Below are 18376 nucleotides of genomic sequence, written 5' to 3'. Positions count from 1 at the left end.
GACTTTTGACTTAGCGCAAACTGGCGTGGAAACAAGAGATGGACGGGTTGGGTACGGTAACTGTGACGAACGAGATGTTTCCGGCTGCCCTTCGATTCTAGCAGTTGCGCAGGTAAGCGGCGGCGCGAAGACCCGAAATGCGTCCGAGCGCCACTGCAGTCAGGAGACCGTTCCCGGACAGGTAGCCGCTCGCTTTGCTGCCCGATACGCCACAGGCAGCGCCTCCGGCGGCAAAAAGGTTTGCGATGGTCGAACCGTCGCGTCGAACCACGCGTGCCTCGCCGTCAACAACAAGCCCGCCCTGGGTGTGGAAGAGCGCGCCGGTGACCCTTACCGCTTTGAAGGGCGCTCGAAGTGGCGGCACGTCTGCCAGAGAACGGCCGAACGGGTCCGCCCCACCCTCGGCTTTGCAATTCTCGAAAGCACGGAAGCTTGCCGTCAGTTTCTCCGGCGAGACCTGCATCCGCTCCGCAAGCGCCTCGATCGTATCGGCCTCGATGATCGCATGCATACGCTCGGCGCTTCTGAAATCCTCGAACTGGCCGGCGATCGCGGCGATCCGCGTGTCGAACACGGTCCATGCGATGCCTTCCGGCTGAGCAAGCACGTTGGACGCCTGCTCCGAATACCCCTTCGCCTCGTTGGAAAAGCGCTTGCCTTCGACATTCACCTGGAAGCCGCCCTCCATGACCGTCGCCCAGGTGATCAGGATCCCGGCAGGATGGGCGACCGATCCATGGCCCTGATGACCACTCAGATGCCGCGTCGCAGCACCCAGCGCCTCACCCCAGACGATCGCATCGCCCTGGTTGCCCGGGTGGCCGAAATAAAGAGCATCCCGCATCTCCGGAATGTGGTCGGCCACCAGTGCCGGATTGCCGCCATAACCATTGCAGGCAAGGATCAACGCCTCACAGCCGATGTCTTCGCGGGACCCATCCGGTCGCGACAGGGTCATGCCGCGCGGTTTGCCGTCGGAGCCAACGACGAGCGTGTCCACATGAGCTTCCGTCAGGATATCGATGCCGGCTTCTTCCGCGGCGTCGCGCAGACGATCGATCAGTTCCTCGCCGGACCGGGAGGGAAGACCATGCATTCGAAGGTGCGAGTGACCGGGATACCGGAAGTTGTCGACCAGCGAAAACGCCAGGCCATGCTCCTCGGCCAGCCATTCCAGCGTTGGGCCGACCGTTTCGGTGACCAGCCGAACGAGATCCACATCCGGCTCGTCATCCGCCTTGTGCAGGATATCCGCCCCGAAGGCTTCCGGCGTGTCCTCGACACCGATCGCGCGCTGCCAGCGCGTGCCTGCTGCCGGGATGAGGCCGGCTGACAGCGCCGTCGAACCGCGCGGCAGCGGATCGCGCTCCAGCACAAGCACATCGACGCCTTCTGCCTTGGCCGACAATGCTGCAACCATACCGGCGGCACCGGCGCCGATCACGACAAGCGGCACCATCACCTCGAATTCCCGGTCCGAGACTTCGACCTTTCTCATTGGGCGTCGAACTCGGCGATCATGTCTTCGATTGTCGCGATCCGGCTGACAGGTTTCAATGCTGCGATCGCGGTCTCGTGCGTTTCCTGCGAGAAGGCGGCCGAACCATCCGACAGGGTGATCGTTTCGAAATCGCGGACATGGGCGTCACGAACGGTGGAGGCGACACCGCCATTGGTGACGATGCCGCCGACCACCAGCTTCTCGATGCCGCATTTGCGCAGGACCCATTCGAGCCGGGTCATGTAGAACGCCGAATAGGCGACTTTCTCGACAATGAGATCGGCCGGCGCCAGATCATCGATCAGGCTGTTGCCCCAGGTGCCTGGCGCAAAATCGCCCTTGCCGAGAAAGGGCCGGAGTTCCTTCAGATGCGGTGAGATGATCGGCTCGCCACCCTTGCCCGGCACCAGCGTGAACTGGGCCGAGATGATGTAGCCGCCTTTTGCGCGCATTACGTCCACAAGTGGCTTGATGCGTTCCTGCAATGCCGCGATCTCAGGCGCGCCTTGACCGGCACGGCCATAGGCGCCGTCGGGGGCCAGAAAATCATTGGTCAGATCGACGATGATCAGGCCGGTCTTTTCTATGGGGATCGAATGTCCGCTCATGATTTCCGCTCCACGATGATATTTCCGTAGAGATCGACGCGTGCCTTGAATTCCGGCGAGACGACTGTCGTTGCATCCGGCTGTTCGAGGATCGCCGGGCCCTGGATTTCGGAACTCTCCGGCAGTTGCAGGCGATCGTAGATCGTCGTTTCATGCCAGGCGCCGTCGAACCAGACCTGTCGCGAGCCTGTCGTTGCGGAGGCAACCGTCGTATCGACAGGTGCGGCCAGCGCCTTCAGATCGAAGCTCGGACGAATGCCGATCGCGCTGGTGCGAAGGTTGACGATCCGCATCGGAACACCCGGCAGAAGCCGGCTGAAACTTGCCTGATAGGCATCCTCGAAAGCCTGCTGGATCATCGCCTCGCTGACATCGGTTTGGCTCCCGCTGATCGTTGCCGGCAGTGTGACCCGAACCGTATGGGTCTGACCGACATAGTGCATGTCGAGCTCGAACAGCGTATCGATCCGCTCGACCGTCAGATGCGCATCCTCAACGACCGCGCGCGCCTTGCCCGCCTCCTCGACCATGCGGGCGTCGATCGCCGCAACGTCGATGCCCTCGAGCGAGAGGTTCAAGGTCTGGACCTGGTCGTGGCGGATGTCGGCGATGACGCAACCCAGCGCAGATGTCACACCCGGATAACGCGGCACAAGCGCCGCCTTCAGCCCGACTTCGCGAATCAGCGCCGAGACATGCAATGCCCCGCCGCCACCGAAGGGAACGGCCGCGAACTTCTGCGGATCGTGACCGCGCTCGATCGACATCAGCCGGATCGCGCCGGCCATGCGGCTGTCGGCAATCTTCACGATCGCTTCGGCCGCTTCCATCACACCGAGGCCGAGCGGCTTTGCGACATGCTGGTCGATCGCGGCCTTGGCGGCCTCCACGTCGAGACGGGCAAGCTTGCCGCCGATCGGCCGGTCCGCGTTTATACGGCCGAGCACGACGTTGGCATCCGTCAGCGTTGGCCGGGTATTGCCCTGACCGTAGCAGACCGGGCCGGGCCGTGAACCGGCACTTTCGGGGCCGACCTGCAGCAGGCCGCCGGCATCCACATGCGCAATCGAACCGCCGCCGGCACCGATCGTGGTGATCTCGATCATCGGTGTTCGGATAACGAGGCCGAAATCGATCGTCGTCTGGGCCGCGAGCGCTGCCTTGCCGTCGGCAATCAGCGAGACATCGAAGGACGTGCCGCCGAGATCGCCGGTGATGACGTTTGGAAAGCCTGCCGCTTTTGCGATCGCGGCTGCGGCAATGACGCCTGCCGCCGGACCGGACAGCGCTGTGCGGGCCGGAAGCCTGCGCGCCGTCTCCGTCGACATGACGCCGCCGTTCGACTGGACGATATGGAAGCGGCCGGCGAAGTCTTCGCTTGCCAGTGCCGTTTCCAGCTTGCCGAGATAGGAGCCGACCACCGGCTGCAGATAGGCGTTGAGGACGGTCGTCGACGTGCGCTCGAATTCACGGATTTCGGGCAGGATCTGCGTCGAGCAGGCGAGGTTCTCGTTGTCCCAGACGGCACGGGCGGCTTCCACCGCACGCTCCTCGTTTTCGGGATTGGCATAGGCGTTGACGAAAACGATCGCGAGCGCTTCCGCACCCATCGCCTTCAGCTTTTCGGCAGCGACGCGGACGGCATCGACATCGACGCCCAGACGGATCGTTCCGTCGGCAAGCGTGCGTTCCGCCACTTCCAGACGCATGTCGCGTTCGACGACGGGGATGAAATCGCCCCACAGGCCCCAGGTATTGGGCCGGTCCCGGCGGCGCATTTCCAAAACGTCACGAAAGCCTTCGGTGGTGATCAGACCGACCCTGGCGCCCTTGCGCTCCAGCAGCGCGTTGGTACCGACGGTGGTGCCGTGGACGATCGAAGACAGGTCTGCGATGGCGCCGAAACCCTTCAGACCATCGAGGAAGCCGACAGCTTCATCACCCCGGTTGGAAGAGACCTTGTTGGTGCGGAATTTCGCCGAAGCTTCATCGAAATAGAAGAGATCGGTAAAGGTGCCGCCGACATCAACGCCGACGATCCGGCCCAATCCCGTCTGACCCAGTTTTTCATTTTGTTGTTTTGTTGTTCCCAGATCGCTCACGCGGCCACTCCCTTGCGCAGCTTGTCGGTTGCTTCGTGGTCGATCTCGCCATCTGCGCCGATCACCACGCCGTAGAGGGCTTCCGCCTGGCCGGTGCTGACGAAGCCGAGGCGCACGTCATGCAGAACCTTGTCCGGATCGCGCCCGTGGGGATCGCCCCAGCCGCCGCCTCCCGGCGTTTCCAACCGGATCCGCTTGCCGGGCTTCAGCCTCAGATCGGTAATCTTCGACGCCATCGGCGGAACGGCTTCGCCGCCGTCTTCCGTCTGCCAGGAGAACTTGTTTAATGCCGCTGACTCTCCGCCGACGACGCCGAACGGCGCGCGTCTGCCGCGTTCGCCGAGCAGCGCCACGTCGCCGCCGGTGAGCAGCTCCAATTCATAGACTGAGCCAACGCCGCCGCGATGGGTGCCGGCACCGGCCGAATCCGGCCGCAGCGCCCATTGCGTGAACATGACGGGATAGGCGGCTTCCAGGATCTCGACCGGTGGAATGGTGGCCGTCGAAATCGGGTTGTTGGCATGGTTCAAGCCGTCGGACATCGGATTGCCGCCGAGACCGCCACCGAAGAACGAGAACATCACCCATCGCTTGTGGTCTGCCCTGTAGCCGGCGAGCGACAATGCGTTGATCGTGCCGAACGGGGCAGCAGTCGCACGCGCCGGATCGGCCTGTGCAATGGCACCAAGAACGACGCCGATCAGCCGCAGGATGGTTTCCGTATAGCCGGCAACCGGCTTTGGAGCATTTGCGCCGAGCAGCGAATTGTCGACGATGGTGAAGGAGATCGGGCGAAGGCAACCCGCATTCGCCGGAACTTCGGTAAAGATATGCTTCAGCGCCACGTAGCAGGCGGCGATCGTCGTCGAGCGCGAGATATTGATCGGACCCTGGGCCGACTGGGTGGAACGCGAAAAATCAAGCGCCATCGTGTCGCCGGCAATCGTCAGGTCGAGCGCCACCGTCAGCATCTCGTCGATGATGCCGTCATTGTCGAGTACGTCCTCGAACGAATAGGTGCCATCCGGGATCGAAGCGATCGCCGAACGCATCAGCGCTTCGGCGCGGTTCGAGAATGCCTCGAACGCCGCATCGACTGTCGCTGGACCATATTCACCGAGAAGAGCGCCAAGCCGTTTCTCGCCGAGATCGAGCGCGTTGAGCTGGCCGTTGAGATCGCCCCAGTTCGACATCGGAACACGGGAATTGGCGGAAAGGATCTCGATGATGTCGTTGTTCATCGTGCCTGCGGAGATCAGCTTGACGACCGGGATCCGCACGCCTTCCTGAAAGCTTTCGACCGCCTTCGGATTGTAGCTGCCGGCGACGTTGCCGCCGATGTCGAGCCAGTGACCGACCGAGGCCATCCAGCAGAACAGCTTTCCATCCCGAAAGATCGGCCGCACCAGACGGAAATCGTTGAGATGCGTCCCGCCTTCGTAAGGATCGTTGAAGATGAACGTATCGTTCTCCTGCAAGCCCCCTTCCCGCTCGACCTTGGAGATGACGGCGCGCACGGCAAACGCCATGGCTCCGACGAAGATCGGCAGGCCGGATGTGCCCTGCACCAGCGTATCGCCGGTCGTGGCGTGATAGATGCCGTGGCAGGCATCCTTGGCTTCGGCAATTGTCGGGTTGAAAGCCGAGCGATAGAGCGTCGCGTCCATTTCGTCTGCAATCTGCTCCAGCCGGCCCTTCAGGACCGCCAAAGTCACGGGATCAAGCGTCACGGCATCGGTCGTGACGGTAGCTTGCGAGCTCATGCCGCATCCTCTCCATGTCTGTCTTTTCCATCGGCATCTTCGTAGGTTCTGCCGAGCGCGAGCATGTCTGGCGTGCCGATCAGCGCATTGAGCCCGTTGAAATCGAACATCCGGTCGGCGAACGGCGCGTTGGATCCGGCAGCGGCCAGCGAGGCGTAATAATCGACCGCCGTCTTCGACATTGCCCGGACGATTCCGCCCGGAAAGATGACGATCTGGAAGCCGAGGTTCGACAATTCAGCTGCGTTGTGGATTGGCGTCGTGCCGCCCTCGACCATGTTGGCGACCAGTGGCTTGACGCCTTTCAGCGCGCTTGCGATGTCGCCCAGCTGCTCGCCACTCTTCGGCGCCTCGACGAACAGGATGTCGGCACCGGCTTGCGCATAAAGATGCGCGCGTTCAAGCGCCCGATCGATGCCTTCCATCTGCAGTGCATCGGTGCGCGCGATGATCAGCGTCTGCTCGTTGGCGCGGGCGTCGACGGCCGCCTTGATCTTTCCAACCATCTCTCCGGTGGAGACGACCGACTTGTCGTTCAGGTGACCGCAGCGCTTCGGCGTGGTCTGATCCTCGAGCTGGATGCCCTGGGCGCCCATCTTTTCAAACAGCCGCACCGTGCGCTGGACGTTGAGCGCATTGCCGTAGCCCGTGTCAGCATCGACGATGACAGGCACGGTCATCCGGTCGCAGATCATCGCGATCCGGTCGGCCACTTCCGCCATCGACACGAGGCCGATATCGGGTCGCCCAAGATGGGTGTAGGCGATGGCCGCGCCGCTCAGATACACTGCGCGAAAGCCGGCGCCCGCTGCGATCGACGCCGTGAGGGCGTCAAACACTCCAGGCGCGACAATCGGAATGCCGCTCTTCAAATCCTGGCTGAGACTCATGGTATGTTTCCTTGTTCTTGCCGGCCTCTCTGGGCCGTGTTCTTGTCGCTCAAAGGCCGAGATAAGCCCGTTTCAATTCAGGATTGTCGCGAAGTTCGGCGGCATCGCCTGATAGTGCGACCGAACCGTTCTCCAGGATGTAAGCCCGGCTCGCGAGGTCCAGCGACTGCATGACGTTCTGCTCCACCAGCATGATCGGCAGGCCATCGTCGCTCAGGCGGCGGATGAGCGAGAACATCTCCTCGACCAGAAGCGGCGACAGGCCGAGCGAAGGCTCGTCGAGGATCAGCAGCTTGGGCTCGCTCATCAGGCCGCGGCCGATCGCCAGCATCTGCTGCTCGCCGCCCGACAGCGTGCCGGCGAACTGCCGGGTCCGCTCTTTCAGCCGCGGAAAAATCGAGAACACCTTTTCGATATTGCCGGCCCGGCCCCGCTTCGGCCGGCAATAGCCGCCGAGTTCGAGATTTTCGAGAATGGTGAGGTTGGGGAAGATCTTGCGACCTTCCGGGACATGGATGAGGCCGGATGCAACGATATCGCGGGCGGTGGCGCCCAGTATCTCGCGGCCGTCAAAACGTACAGAGCCGCTGCGGGCGGGCTGCACCCCTGACAGTACCTTGTTGAGCGTGGTCTTGCCGACGCCGTTCGATCCGAGCACGGCGACCACCTCGCCCTTGCCGACGGAAAGGCTGAGGCCGCGAAGGACTTCGGTTCCGCCATAGCCGGCGCGCAGGTCTGCGATCTCAAGCATGGGCTGCCCCTTCCGCCTTGATACGCGCTGCAGCGCCGTGGCCGAGATAGGCCTCGATGACAGCCCTATCCGTACACACCAAACGCGGCTCGCCGCTTGCAATCATCTTGCCCTGAGAGAGCACGTAGACGGTGTCGCAGAGGTTCATCACCGCCTGCATGATGTGTTCGATCATCAGGATCGTGACACCCTCCTCGCGGATCTGCCGGATGATCGGCAAAACATCGCGGATTTCGGATGGATTGAGACCCGCCAGCACCTCGTCAAGCAGCAACAGCTTCGGCTTCGTCGCCAGCGCCCTTGCCAGTTCGAGCCGCTTGCGGCCGGCAATCGTGAGGCCCGAGGCAAGCTTGTCGAGTTCGTGGCCAAGACCGACTTTCTCAGCCGTCAGGGTCGCAAGACGTCTCGCCTCGGCCGGATCCTTGGTGTGAAGGAAGGCACCGACGGCGATGTTGTCGCGAACGTCGAGACCCGCAAAAGGCTGGACGATCTGGAACGTACGCGCCAATCCGCGGCGCGCTCTCAGATGCGGTTTCTCGCCGGTGATATCCTCATTCTGAAATGTGACGGTTCCCGCATTGGGGTTGAGGAAGCCGGCGATCATTGCAAACAGGGTCGTCTTGCCTGCCCCGTTCGGACCGATCAGCCCGGTGATCGACCCCTCCGCAACGTCGATCGTCGCATCGTCGACGGCGAGAAGCCCGGAAAATCGCTTGGTGAGATTGTGCGCTTTCAACATGGTCATGCCCCTCACATCGCCTTGCCGCGGCTCTTGCGCCGATACCAGAGATCCGACACGAAGCCCCTGATCCCGTTCGGTGCGAAAGCGACGCAGAGAATGAGAATGATGCCGAAGACGACAAGATCGACGCCGGCGATTCCGCCCGAAAACGACTTGGTGATTTCGCCAAGGCCCAAAAGCAGAACCGAGCCGATCAGCGGCCCGAGCATCGTGCCTGCGCCACCGACGATCGCCGCAAACAGCGCCTCGATCGAGATCCATGAGCCGTAGGCGACATTGGCATCGATGAAGAGGAAGTTCTGCACGTAGAGGCAGCCGGCAAGCGCGGTGATCGCGGCAGACAGCGTGATCGCCTGCATCTTGATCTTGAAGATATCGACACCGAGCGCCTGTGCCGCTTGGTCGTTTTCACGAAGCGCGATGAGATAGGCGCCAAAGGCGGACCGTTCCAGCCAGCGGGTCAGAAGCAGGCCGCCTGCCACGAAGCCGATGAGGATCAGCAGGAACCAGCGGCGGTCGGAAAACTGCAGGTACGCGAAGCCGTTGTTGATCGAGACCAGCATGCCGGCAGCGCCACCGGTGAAATCCCAGCTGTTGGCGAGGATGCGCAGCACTTCCGCAAATGCCAGCGTGATCAGCGCGAAATAGGATCCTTTTAGGCCTGCCCGGAAGCTCAGAAAGCCGATCAGGGCGCCGACGGCCGCACCGAGGATGACGCCGCAGACAAGGCCGACCCAGGCATTGATGCCGAAGCTGGTCTGCAGGATCGTCGTCGTATAGGCGCCAGTACCGAAAAAGGCCGCGTGTCCGAAGGAGGAGAGCCCGCCATAGCCGCCGAGAACATTCCAGCCCTGCGCCGTCAGCGCGATGATCATCATGAAGATCAGGAGGTTGAGAATATTGCCCGGCAGCCCGGCAATGGCGGCGATGCCGACCACGCCGAGAAAGGCAAGGGCCGCGATAAATTCGAAGTTCTTCTTCATGCGCGTGCTCCAAACAGGCCGGTGGGCTTCACCAGAAGCACGAGAATGAAAATAAGGAAGATACCGATCTGGCCGAGGCTATCGCCGAGGAAGAGGCTGGAAATGGCTTCGACGACGCCGATCAGAAGGCCGCCGATCAGGGCGCCGGGGATCGATCCCATGCCGCCGAGAACGACAATGGTGAAAGCGACGAGAACAAAGGCCGCCCCTGTGGTGGGGCTGACATAGAACGAGGGCATCAGCAGGCCGCCAGCAATCGCCAGGCAGGCGGTGCCGATCGCAAACGTCATGGCATAGACATGCGCGACATTGATCCCGACAAGGCTGGCCCCGAGTTTTTCCTTGGCAACGGCGCGGATCGCCTTGCCGATATCGGTGCGGTTGAGGATCGCCCACAGAAGTACGGCGGTCACGACCGAGACTCCGAGCCCGATCACTCTCGGCAGCGAGAGAAGGAGCGGACCGAGCGGCACGATCTCGAACGCGTAATCTGTCGCAATCGTGCGGGTGTCGGAATTGAACCCGGCGAGAAGCAGGTTCTGGATGACGATCGAAAGACCAAGGGTGGCAAGCAATATGCCGTTGTCGGAGCCGCGGCTGGCCGGACCGATAATGAAGCGCTGCAGACAATAGCCGATCGCGAACATCATAGGCGTGACGACGAGGATGGCCACGTAGGGATCAAGGCCGAACCTGTCTGAGGCCAGCCAGACGAGATACATCGCGACCGTCAGCAAGGCGCCGTGGGCGAAGTTGACGATGTGCAGCACGCCATAGATGAGGGTAAGCCCGAGGGCGATCAGCGCATAGACGGCACCGAGCATCAGGCCGTTCATCAACGCTTCGAAAATGATTGTCGGCGAATACATGATGTTCCTTCGAAGAAGGGCTTGCCGGAATGGCCCGGGACAAAAACGCCGCCCCGGGCCTGCCACACTCGCTGGGTATGGATTAGCCGTTGGCCGGGAACTTGGGCTTGGCCTGGGCGAACTTGTCCGGATAGATGACCTTGATCTGGCCGCCCTGAACCTGGGTATTGAGCGGAAGCGCGTTGACGTTCTGGCCGGTAGCATCGAACTTCGACTTGCCGTAGGGCATCACACCGCTGTCGAACTCGTTCTTCTGCAAGGCTTCGATGATCGCGCCGCTTTCGGCACTCTTCGCAAATTCCAGCGCCTGCGCTGCGACCTTGACGACCGAGTAATTGATCGGCGCGTTGTAGGCGTAGAACTTGCCGGCGGCCTGAACGGCCTGCATCAGCTTGTCGTTGGTCGGGTTCTTGGGATCGCCCCAGTGGTTGACGTCCATCACGCCTTCAGCCGCTTCCGGGAACTCCTTGACGAACCGGTAGCTGGAAGCCGCACCGCCGAAGAGAGCATAGATACCCCCCTTCGGCTTGACCCGCTGCTGTTGCAGTGTGCGGGCGAAGAGCACGAATTCGTTGAAGTAATGCGAGGGAATGATGAGGTCGGGCTGCAGCGAACGTAGGCGCAGAACCACATTCGACATGTCACGCGCCGGTGTCGGGTGCGAGATCGCCTCGACCACTTCGAAGCCGAGGGCCGGCAGGCGAGCCTGCATCAGCTTGGCGAGACCCGAGCCGAGAAGACCGTCTTCATGAACGATCGCCACAGTCTTTGCCACCTTGCCGGAAGCGTCGTTGATGGTCACGAGGTTCTTCAGCGCGACGTCGGCCGCCATCGAGAAGCTCGGGTTGAAACGGAAGACGTTTTTCAGGTTGCGGGTCATCAGTGCATCGGAGACGGCGCAATCGATGATGAAGGGAAGCTCGTAGCGGGCCGCGGCCTGGGTTGCGGTCATGGAAATGCCACTGGCAAAACCGCCGACGACGATCGCAGCACCATCCGCCTTCAGCTGTTCGGTCGCCTGGGCGCCGGCTTCGGCATTCGAACGGCTGTCGCCGATCAGAAGTTCGAGCTTGGCGCCGCCGAGCGACTTGATTCCGCCGGCATCGTTGATTTCCTTGATCGCATATTCCGCGCCGATCCGTGCCAGATCGCCGTCGCCGGCAAAGCCACCGGTCATCGGCTGCAGCAGGCCGATCTTGACCGTCGGCGCCTGTGCCCGGCTGAGACCGGGTGCCGCAAGGACCATCGCCGAGACACCGCCAACTTTCAGCACCGTGCGCCGGGAGACCGAGTTCGTGAGCTTCTTCATTCCTTCACCACCCTCTTAGGATTGCGGGGGCCGGATGCCCGCTCGTTACGGTAGACCTCGGACGTAGGGCTCCAGTGCCGGCTCCCTTCAGTGCCCTTGCGTACGAGGTTCATTTGCAGGCTGTATCTGTCGGGACGGTAGAGAGCCTGGAGATACTCCATGCCGCGCCCTCCCTTGCCGTAGACGACGCGGGTCAGCGCGATGAGGGGCGAGCCCACACCGATACCAAGCGCCTCGGCCACTTCCGGATTGGCGAGAACCGCACCGACTTCCTGCCATGCCGTTTCGGCACGCAGGCCGGCTCTCTCCATCAGCTCAAGGAGAGCCATATGGGCAAGGTCTTCACGCGAATATTCTCGACCGACACGTTCGGGCACGTAGGCCGTCAGATAGGAGAAGGGAAGGTCGTCGAAGGAGCGCACACGCACCGACTTCTGAACCCGCTCGTCGTCTTCGAGCCGCAGCGCCTCGGCAACCTTCTCGGGCGCCTCGATATAGTCAAAAGAGATCAGCTTGACCGCCGTCGTGCGCCCCATTTCAATGAGGTGAGCAAAGGCATTCGACAGGTCCGCCGTTGCCATCTGGGCAAAGTTGGAGCCCCGTACATAGGTGCCTGACCCGACCCGCTTGTCGACCAGGTCTTCCGCGGAAAGTAGATCGAGCGCGAGCCGGACGGTGACCCGCGAAACCCCGTATTGCTCAGCCAGCGCAAGCTCGCTCGGCAGGCGCATGCCGGCCTTCAGCTCGCCCGAAACGATCTTGTCCCGCAGCAGAAGATAGACCTTCTGAGTCTTCAAGGGTTCGGTCGCCGGCCTCAACGTGAGCTCCCAATCTATCTTATTTTTAATACAGGTTTTGTATAAAACGGCTGACAGATCTCGTCAATGCCCATATAACACTCAGCAGACGTATTTGCCTATATGCAGTGCAACATGCGAGATTGTGCGATGCAAGAGAGATTTGCGGAAACCGAGTTTTCACATGCGATGGCGCCGCTTGCCGTCGGCAATCTCACGTTTCGCAACCGCATTCTCGTTCCGGCGCATACGACGAACTTCGGCGAAAACCACCTGCCGAGCGAGCGCCACCTTGCCTATCACCGTGAACGTGCGAGGGGCGGTGTCGGTGCGATCATCTTTGAATCCATCCGCGTTCACGCGAACTCGCTTGGCCGGCCGCAGGCCGTCTGTGGCTTCGACCCTGCCTGTATCGAACCGTTCCGCAGGATTACCGAGGCTGTCAAAGCGGAAGGCGCGCGGATCCTTGGCCAGATCATCCATCTCGGCCGGCAGGTTGAGGGCGATTTTGAGCGAACGGTCTCCTGGGGCCCATCGCCGATTGCGTGGGCGACATCCGCGCTGCCGCCACGCCCGATGGATCGCGCCGACATGGATGCGGTGATCGAAGGGCATGTGCTGACCGCGCGCCATCTCATGGCGGCGGGCTTCGAGGGGATCGAGCTGCAGATGGCACATGGCCATCTTCTGCAGCAGTTCCTTTCACCGCTTTCGAACAACCGTGACGACGCGTATGGCGGCTCGGCGGAAAACCGGATGCGGTTTCCGCTTGAGGTCCTGCAGGCTGTCCGCGCGGAAGTCGGTCGCGATTTCTGTCTGGGCATTCGCCTCAGTGGCGATGAGTATGTCGAGGGCGGGATCACCATCGATCAGGCCGAGAGGACCGCGGTGTCACTTGCGGCGGCCGAGAAGATCGACTTCTTCAATGTCTCGCACTCCGCCTATCACGCCTCCTATTCGCTCGCTTCGCAAATGGCCGACATGGCGATCGATCCGGAACCATTCCGGTCATTGCCGGCGCGGATCCGCATCGCTTTGCGCAGCCGTGGCCACGACATACCCGTCTTCGCCGTCTGTCGGTTCAACACACTGGCGGAAGCCGACGCGATCATTGCGGCCGGTGGCGCGGATGCGGTTGGTATGGCGCGTGCCCACCTTGCCGAGCCGGCCATCGTCAACAAGACGGTCGAAGGCCGCATGAACGAAATCGGCACCTGCATTGCCTGCAATCAGGGTTGCGCCGGGATGCTGGAAAAGAACCTGCCGATCCGATGTCTTGTCAATCCGCGTGCCGGGCTGGAAGGCGTATGGCCGGAGCTTGCCACGACCGGCACGCGACAACCCAAACGCTTGCTCGTGGTCGGCGGCGGACCGGCAGGACTGGAGGCGGCCCGGACGGCAGCGGAGCGCGGCCATATCGTGACGCTGTGGGAAAAGCAGGACGATCTCGGCGGGCAGTTTCGCGACGCGGTGAAGATGCCGAAGCGCGCTGAGTTCCGAACGCTGATGGAAGAGCAGATTGCCGATCTGGATCGGTTCGGTGTGACGGTGATAACAGGCAAGCATGCCGATGCTGGATCGATTTCCGATTTTGCGGCCGATGCGGTGTTTCTGGCGACCGGTTCGACGCCGGTTCGCACAGAATTTGCCGGTGGCGGAAAGGCCTTCACGATCGTCGAGGCGCTGGACGATCCGGCAGCCCTCGGAAGCGACGTGGCGCTGTTCGACCGCACCGGCGAATGGGCCGCACTGACGCTTGCGGAACATCTCGCCGACCTCGGCAAAAAGGTGACGTTCTTCTCGCCGGCCGGCGGCATCGCCTGGCGCACGACCATCTACTCGACACTCGCAAACCTGAAACGGCTGCGCGAGAAAAAGGTGAGGATCGCAACGCTCCGGAAGGTCACAGCCTTCGACGGCAAGACCCTGGCGGTCGAAGATCTTTCGACCGGCGAGAGTGAGTTGCATATGGGGTTCACCGGTCTCGTGGCAGCCGAACACAATTTTGCGGACCAGTCTCTCTTTAAGCAGCTCCGTCATCTTGCCGTGCCCGTCCGGCAGATAGGCGACAACCTCGCGCCCCGCACGGCGCTTGAAGCCGTCTATCACGGCCATCTTGCCGCTCGAGAGCTATGAGATCTGGAAGGAGTAACACTCGATGAGCATTCTGATAACGGGTGCCGGTGGCTTCCTCGGGTTGAACCTGATCGAGGTGCTGAATGCCTTGGGCGAACCGGTGGTTGCCCTCAATGATCGCGCCCTTCCCGCAGCCTTCGCCGCAAAGCCGGGTGTCACGGTCGAATTGGCGGACGTGCGGGATCGCGTGGCGATCGCCGACATTCTCTCGCGCCACGACATTACCTGCATCATCCATGCCGCGGCGATCACGCTTGGGCCAAAGAGTGCCATCGCATCGGCAAGCGACGCCTTCGACGTCAATACGGTCTCGGTCGCGATCCTGCTGGAGGAGGGTCGAAAAGCCGGCATCCGCCGCTTCGTCTACCCGAGCTCCTCCGCCGTCTACGGCACGGCGCCCTTCTATGGCGCAGCCGTGACCGAAGAGACGAACCCGATGCCCGCCACGCTTTACGGCTTTACCAAGCTTGCCAGCGAAAGACTGGTTGTCGAGGCGGGGAAGAGTTTTGGCATGTCCACCGTGCGGGCGCGCATCACCGCGGTGTTCGGGCCGCATGAGCATGAAACGGGGGTGCGCGAAACAATGAGCCCGCCGTTCCAGATCGCCGCCAAGGCGGTGGCGGGTGAGGATGTTCTCCTGCCTGCAGGAGGTGCCCGCGACTGGACGAGCAGCCGAGACATAGCAAAAGCCCTGGCGCTGCTTGCAACACGGGAAAGCCTGCCGTCCGATCTCTACAATCTCAGTGTTGGCGAAACCTGGCATGTGAGCCGCCTCAGTGCGCATTTGGCGGAAGCCTATCCCGGCTGGCGCTATGCTGACGGAAAGGCAGATGGCAGCGACAGCGCGATCGCCTTCAACGACGATCTCTCCCGACGTCGCCATCCGGTCTCGGCCGAAAAATTCGAAACGGATTTCGGCTTCCGCTTCATGGCGCCGGACGAGGCCTGCGCAGACTATGTCCGCTGGCTTGCCGATCAGACCCATGCGTCGTGAACTACCGCGCCGTATAGCCGCCGTCGGCCAGCACGTCGGTGCCGGTGATGAAGCTTGCCTCGTCCGAAACGAGAAAAAGCGCCGTCGCGGCGATTTCCTGCGGTGTGCCGATCCGGCCGATCGGATGAAGCGGAGCAAGCGCTTCGATGACCGCCGCCTCGCTGCCGGCCTGTCGGGTGACGCGGCTCGTCAGCACAACTCCTGGCGACAGACTGACGGCACGAATGCCCTGGTCGGCGTGATCGAGCGCGAGACTGCGGGTGAGCGAATGCAGACCGGCCTTGCTCGCCGAATAGGCGGCTCGCCCGGGCGTCGTCACATGTCCGAGCTGGGACGCGATATTGAGGATGACCCCGCCCTGTTTAGCGAGATGCGGCACGCCGAATTTGCAGATCAGGAAGGCGCCCGTGAGATTGACATCCAGTGTCTTGCGCCAGCTTTCGAACGGGATGTCGCAGACGGTGCCAAGCGGCGTTTCGGTTGCGGCGTTGTTGACGAGAATGTCGATACGGCCAAAGCGGCTCGCGACCGCGTCGATGCAGGCCTCGACCGAAGCCGGATCGGCAACATCGCATGGAATTGCAAGGCAGCGATCCGGCTCAAAGCCATCGGGTGGAACGGCGTCGAGATCGAGCATCGCGACGCTTGCGCCAGCCGAGGCGAACCTCTTGGCGATCGCCCGCCCGATATCGCCGCCCGCGCCGGTGATGATGGCGACGCGGCCTTCAAGGCATTGAGGAGAAAACATGCATCACCCTTCAGGAGAATTCGAACGCTTCGGATCGTCTGTCATCATCGCTTGATTTGCAAATTGAATCTGTATTAATCTCAATACAGATTTTGAGGGCCTTCGCGGGCCTTGAGGAGTTGATAATGCTGAGGGAACACCGTCCACAGACACTGTTCGACAGGATCTGGCAGAACCACGTGATCGCATCGCAGAGCGATGGTCAGCAGTTGCTGTTCATCGATCGGCACCTGGTTCACGAAGGATCGTTCCACGGTTTCAACAAGCTGAAGGACAAGAACGCGCGGGTTTCGAGGCCAGACCTCACCTTCGGCATCGTCGATCATTACGCGCCGACGCGGATACGCGACATTTCGAAGATCGATGCCGCCATCGCTGGGATGATCACCCAGCTGGAGGAGAACTGTCTTGCCAACGATGTCCGCATCTTCGGACTAAACGACCCGCGCCAGGGCATCGTCCATGTGGTCGGCCCGGAGCAGGCGATCACGCTGCCCGGCGCCACAATCGTGTGCGGCGACAGCCACACCTCGACGCATGGCGCTTTCGGCGCAATCGCGTTCGGCATCGGCGCATCGGAAGTGGCGCATGTCTTGATGACCCAGACCCTGTGGCAGAAAAAACCGAAATCGATGCGGGTCCGCTTCGATGGCAAGCTCGGGCCCGGTATCACCGCCAAGGACATGGCTCTGGCGATGATCGCCGCGATCGGTGCCGATGGCGCCCAGGGCCATGCGATCGAATATACCGGCTCGGCGGTCGAGGGGTTGTCGATGGAAGGTCGCCTGACACTCTGCAACCTTTCGATCGAGAGCGGCGCGCGCTGCGGCCTTATCGCCCCCGACATGACGACCGTGAACTTCCTGCGCCACCGGCCGCTCGCACCGAAGGGCGATCTCTTCGAGCGAGCAGCGGAAGCCTGGCTTTCCCTGCGCGGCGACGGCGACGCCTCCTTCGAGCGCGAGCTGGTGATTGACGGCAGCGAGATTGCACCTGTCGTCACCTGGGGGATCAGCCCCGAGGACGCGCTGCCGATCACATCCGCGGTACCCATGCCGGACGCGATGACCGACGAGTCACGCGCGGCCCATACACGCGAAGCGATCGACTATATGGGACTGAGACCCGGCATGCCGTTGACGGATATTCCGGTGGACCGCGTCTTCATCGGCTCTTGCACCAATAGCCGCATCGAAGACCTCAGAGCCGCCGCTGCCGTTCTTTCCGGCCGCAAATCTGCGGTTCCAGGCCTCGTGTCACCAGGCTCGTCGCTTGTGAAACACCAGGCCGAGCAAGAGGGCCTCGACCGGATCTTCGTCGATGCAGGATTGGAATGGGTCGATTCCGGCTGCTCGATGTGTGTCGGCATGAACGGTGATCTTGTTCCGCCCGGCGAACGCTGCGCCTCCACTACCAACCGGAATTTCAAAGGCCGACAGGGCCCGAAGTCGCGCACGCACCTGATGTCGCCGGCCATGGTCGCTGCAGCAGCTGTGACCGGGCGCCTGACCGATGTTCGAGATCTGATGGGAGGCCGCAGTTGAGACCGTTCAAGACCCTCGACGCAAAAGCAGCGCCACTGCCTTTTGCAAGCGTCGATACCGATCAGCTGATCCCGGCACGCTTCATGAAGCGCTCGCGATCGGAGGGATACGGCCAGTATCTTCTCTACGACATGCGCTTCGACGGAGAAGGAAATCCGATCCAGGATTTCCCGTTGAACAACCCTGCCCGCGCAGGCGCCGAAATCCTTGTTGGACGGCGGAATTTTGGCGCAGGTTCCTCGCGAGAGGCGGCCGTTTACGCGCTTGTCGACTACGGTTTTCGCTGTGTCATCGCACCGAGCTTCGGCGACATCTTCGCATCGAACTCGGTCAACAACGGCCTCTTGCCGGCGCGGGTGACCGAAGAGGATGCGGAGACTATTCTTTCCCTGCTCGAAAATGGCCAGAACCGTGCCTTTGTCGATCTCGACACCTGCGAGATCCGACTCGCCAACCGTGTCTTCCGCTTCGAGATAGAGCCCGTCTGGCGCACCAAGCTCCTCAACGGCTGGGATGATCTCGACCTCACCGCAAGCTACGCCGACGATATTGCCCGCTACATGGTCTCGGACAAAGAACGCCACCCATGGCTTCAGGAGATCCCCGCTTCGATCTGAGCGACTGCGCCAAGTTCGGCGC

The 18376-nt window shown here is 62.0% G+C and carries 16 protein-coding genes; 4 read left to right on the top strand and 12 right to left on the bottom strand.

Annotation, left to right across the window (positions count from 1 at the left end; genetic code table 11):
* Positions 1-97: 97 nt before the first annotated feature.
* From ACQY1J_RS04095 to ACQY1J_RS04045, 11 genes are all read right to left on the bottom strand, one after another.
* Positions 98-1498, bottom strand: a complete 1401-nt coding sequence (locus tag ACQY1J_RS04095) for an FAD-dependent oxidoreductase (RefSeq protein ID WP_430249499.1) — start codon at positions 1496-1498, stop codon at positions 98-100.
* The gene (locus tag ACQY1J_RS04090; protein WP_062458496.1) at positions 1495-2109 is read right to left on the bottom strand and encodes a cysteine hydrolase family protein; all 615 of its coding nucleotides are present in this window, start codon (positions 2107-2109) and stop codon (positions 1495-1497) included. The genes ACQY1J_RS04095 and ACQY1J_RS04090 overlap by 4 nt, the downstream gene beginning before the upstream one ends.
* Positions 2106-4202 (bottom strand): hydantoinase/oxoprolinase family protein, encoded by a 2097-nt coding sequence (locus ACQY1J_RS04085; RefSeq protein WP_430250028.1) that lies wholly within the window; start codon positions 4200-4202, stop codon positions 2106-2108. The genes ACQY1J_RS04090 and ACQY1J_RS04085 overlap by 4 nt, the downstream gene beginning before the upstream one ends.
* A 5-nt stretch (positions 4203-4207) precedes the next feature.
* On the bottom strand, positions 4208-5974 hold the full coding sequence (locus ACQY1J_RS04080; RefSeq protein WP_430249497.1) for a hydantoinase B/oxoprolinase family protein: 1767 nt from the start codon (positions 5972-5974) through the stop codon (positions 4208-4210).
* Complete coding sequence (locus ACQY1J_RS04075) at positions 5971-6864, bottom strand: isocitrate lyase/PEP mutase family protein (protein ID WP_430249495.1); 894 nt, start codon at positions 6862-6864, stop codon at positions 5971-5973. Before ACQY1J_RS04075 ends, ACQY1J_RS04080 begins: the two co-directional genes overlap by 4 nt.
* A gap of 49 nt (positions 6865-6913) precedes the next feature.
* Positions 6914-7615 carry an ABC transporter ATP-binding protein gene (locus tag ACQY1J_RS04070; RefSeq protein ID WP_430249493.1) on the bottom strand — a complete coding sequence of 234 codons (702 nt, stop codon included), beginning with the start codon at positions 7613-7615 and terminating at the stop codon, positions 6914-6916.
* Positions 7608-8354, bottom strand: coding sequence for an ABC transporter ATP-binding protein (locus tag ACQY1J_RS04065; protein ID WP_430250026.1), 747 nt, complete (start codon positions 8352-8354; stop codon positions 7608-7610). The genes ACQY1J_RS04070 and ACQY1J_RS04065 overlap by 8 nt, the downstream gene beginning before the upstream one ends.
* Positions 8355-8365: 11 nt before the next feature.
* The gene (locus ACQY1J_RS04060; protein WP_430249491.1) at positions 8366-9340 is read right to left on the bottom strand and encodes a branched-chain amino acid ABC transporter permease; all 975 of its coding nucleotides are present in this window, start codon (positions 9338-9340) and stop codon (positions 8366-8368) included.
* Positions 9337-10209, bottom strand: a complete 873-nt coding sequence (locus ACQY1J_RS04055; RefSeq protein WP_092664425.1) for a branched-chain amino acid ABC transporter permease — start codon at positions 10207-10209, stop codon at positions 9337-9339. Before ACQY1J_RS04055 ends, ACQY1J_RS04060 begins: the two co-directional genes overlap by 4 nt.
* 82 nt (positions 10210-10291) lie before the next feature.
* On the bottom strand, positions 10292-11518 hold the full coding sequence (locus ACQY1J_RS04050) for an ABC transporter substrate-binding protein (protein ID WP_430249489.1): 1227 nt from the start codon (positions 11516-11518) through the stop codon (positions 10292-10294).
* Complete coding sequence (locus tag ACQY1J_RS04045) at positions 11515-12315, bottom strand: GntR family transcriptional regulator (RefSeq protein WP_430249487.1); 801 nt, start codon at positions 12313-12315, stop codon at positions 11515-11517. The genes ACQY1J_RS04050 and ACQY1J_RS04045 overlap by 4 nt, the downstream gene beginning before the upstream one ends.
* 150 nt (positions 12316-12465) lie before the next feature.
* Between ACQY1J_RS04045 and ACQY1J_RS04040 the strand changes: the two genes are divergently transcribed.
* On the top strand, positions 12466-14451 hold the full coding sequence (locus tag ACQY1J_RS04040) for an FAD-dependent oxidoreductase (RefSeq protein WP_430249485.1): 1986 nt from the start codon (positions 12466-12468) through the stop codon (positions 14449-14451).
* A 22-nt stretch (positions 14452-14473) separates the two neighbouring features.
* The gene (locus ACQY1J_RS04035) at positions 14474-15445 is read left to right on the top strand and encodes an NAD-dependent epimerase/dehydratase family protein (protein ID WP_430249483.1); all 972 of its coding nucleotides are present in this window, start codon (positions 14474-14476) and stop codon (positions 15443-15445) included.
* A gap of 1 nt (position 15446) precedes the next feature.
* Here ACQY1J_RS04035 and ACQY1J_RS04030 read toward each other — a convergent pair whose 3' ends face one another.
* Entirely contained in the window at positions 15447-16193 is a 747-nt protein-coding gene (locus tag ACQY1J_RS04030; RefSeq protein ID WP_430249481.1) for an SDR family NAD(P)-dependent oxidoreductase, read from the bottom strand.
* A gap of 125 nt (positions 16194-16318) precedes the next feature.
* Here ACQY1J_RS04030 and leuC point away from each other — a divergent pair, with 125 nt between their 5' ends.
* Positions 16319-17737, top strand: a complete 1419-nt coding sequence (gene leuC, locus ACQY1J_RS04025; protein ID WP_430249479.1) for a 3-isopropylmalate dehydratase large subunit — start codon at positions 16319-16321, stop codon at positions 17735-17737.
* Entirely contained in the window at positions 17734-18354 is a 621-nt protein-coding gene (gene leuD, locus ACQY1J_RS04020; RefSeq protein WP_430249477.1) for a 3-isopropylmalate dehydratase small subunit, read from the top strand. Before leuC ends, leuD begins: the two co-directional genes overlap by 4 nt.
* Positions 18355-18376 lie beyond the last annotated feature (22 nt).

It is taken from the genome of Neorhizobium sp. DAR64860/K0K1 (genome assembly GCF_050500205.1).
Taxonomy (GTDB): domain Bacteria; phylum Pseudomonadota; class Alphaproteobacteria; order Rhizobiales; family Rhizobiaceae; genus Neorhizobium; species Neorhizobium soli.
Note: the sequence above shows the minus strand (reverse complement) of the source record. Positions and strands in the feature narration are given on the sequence as shown.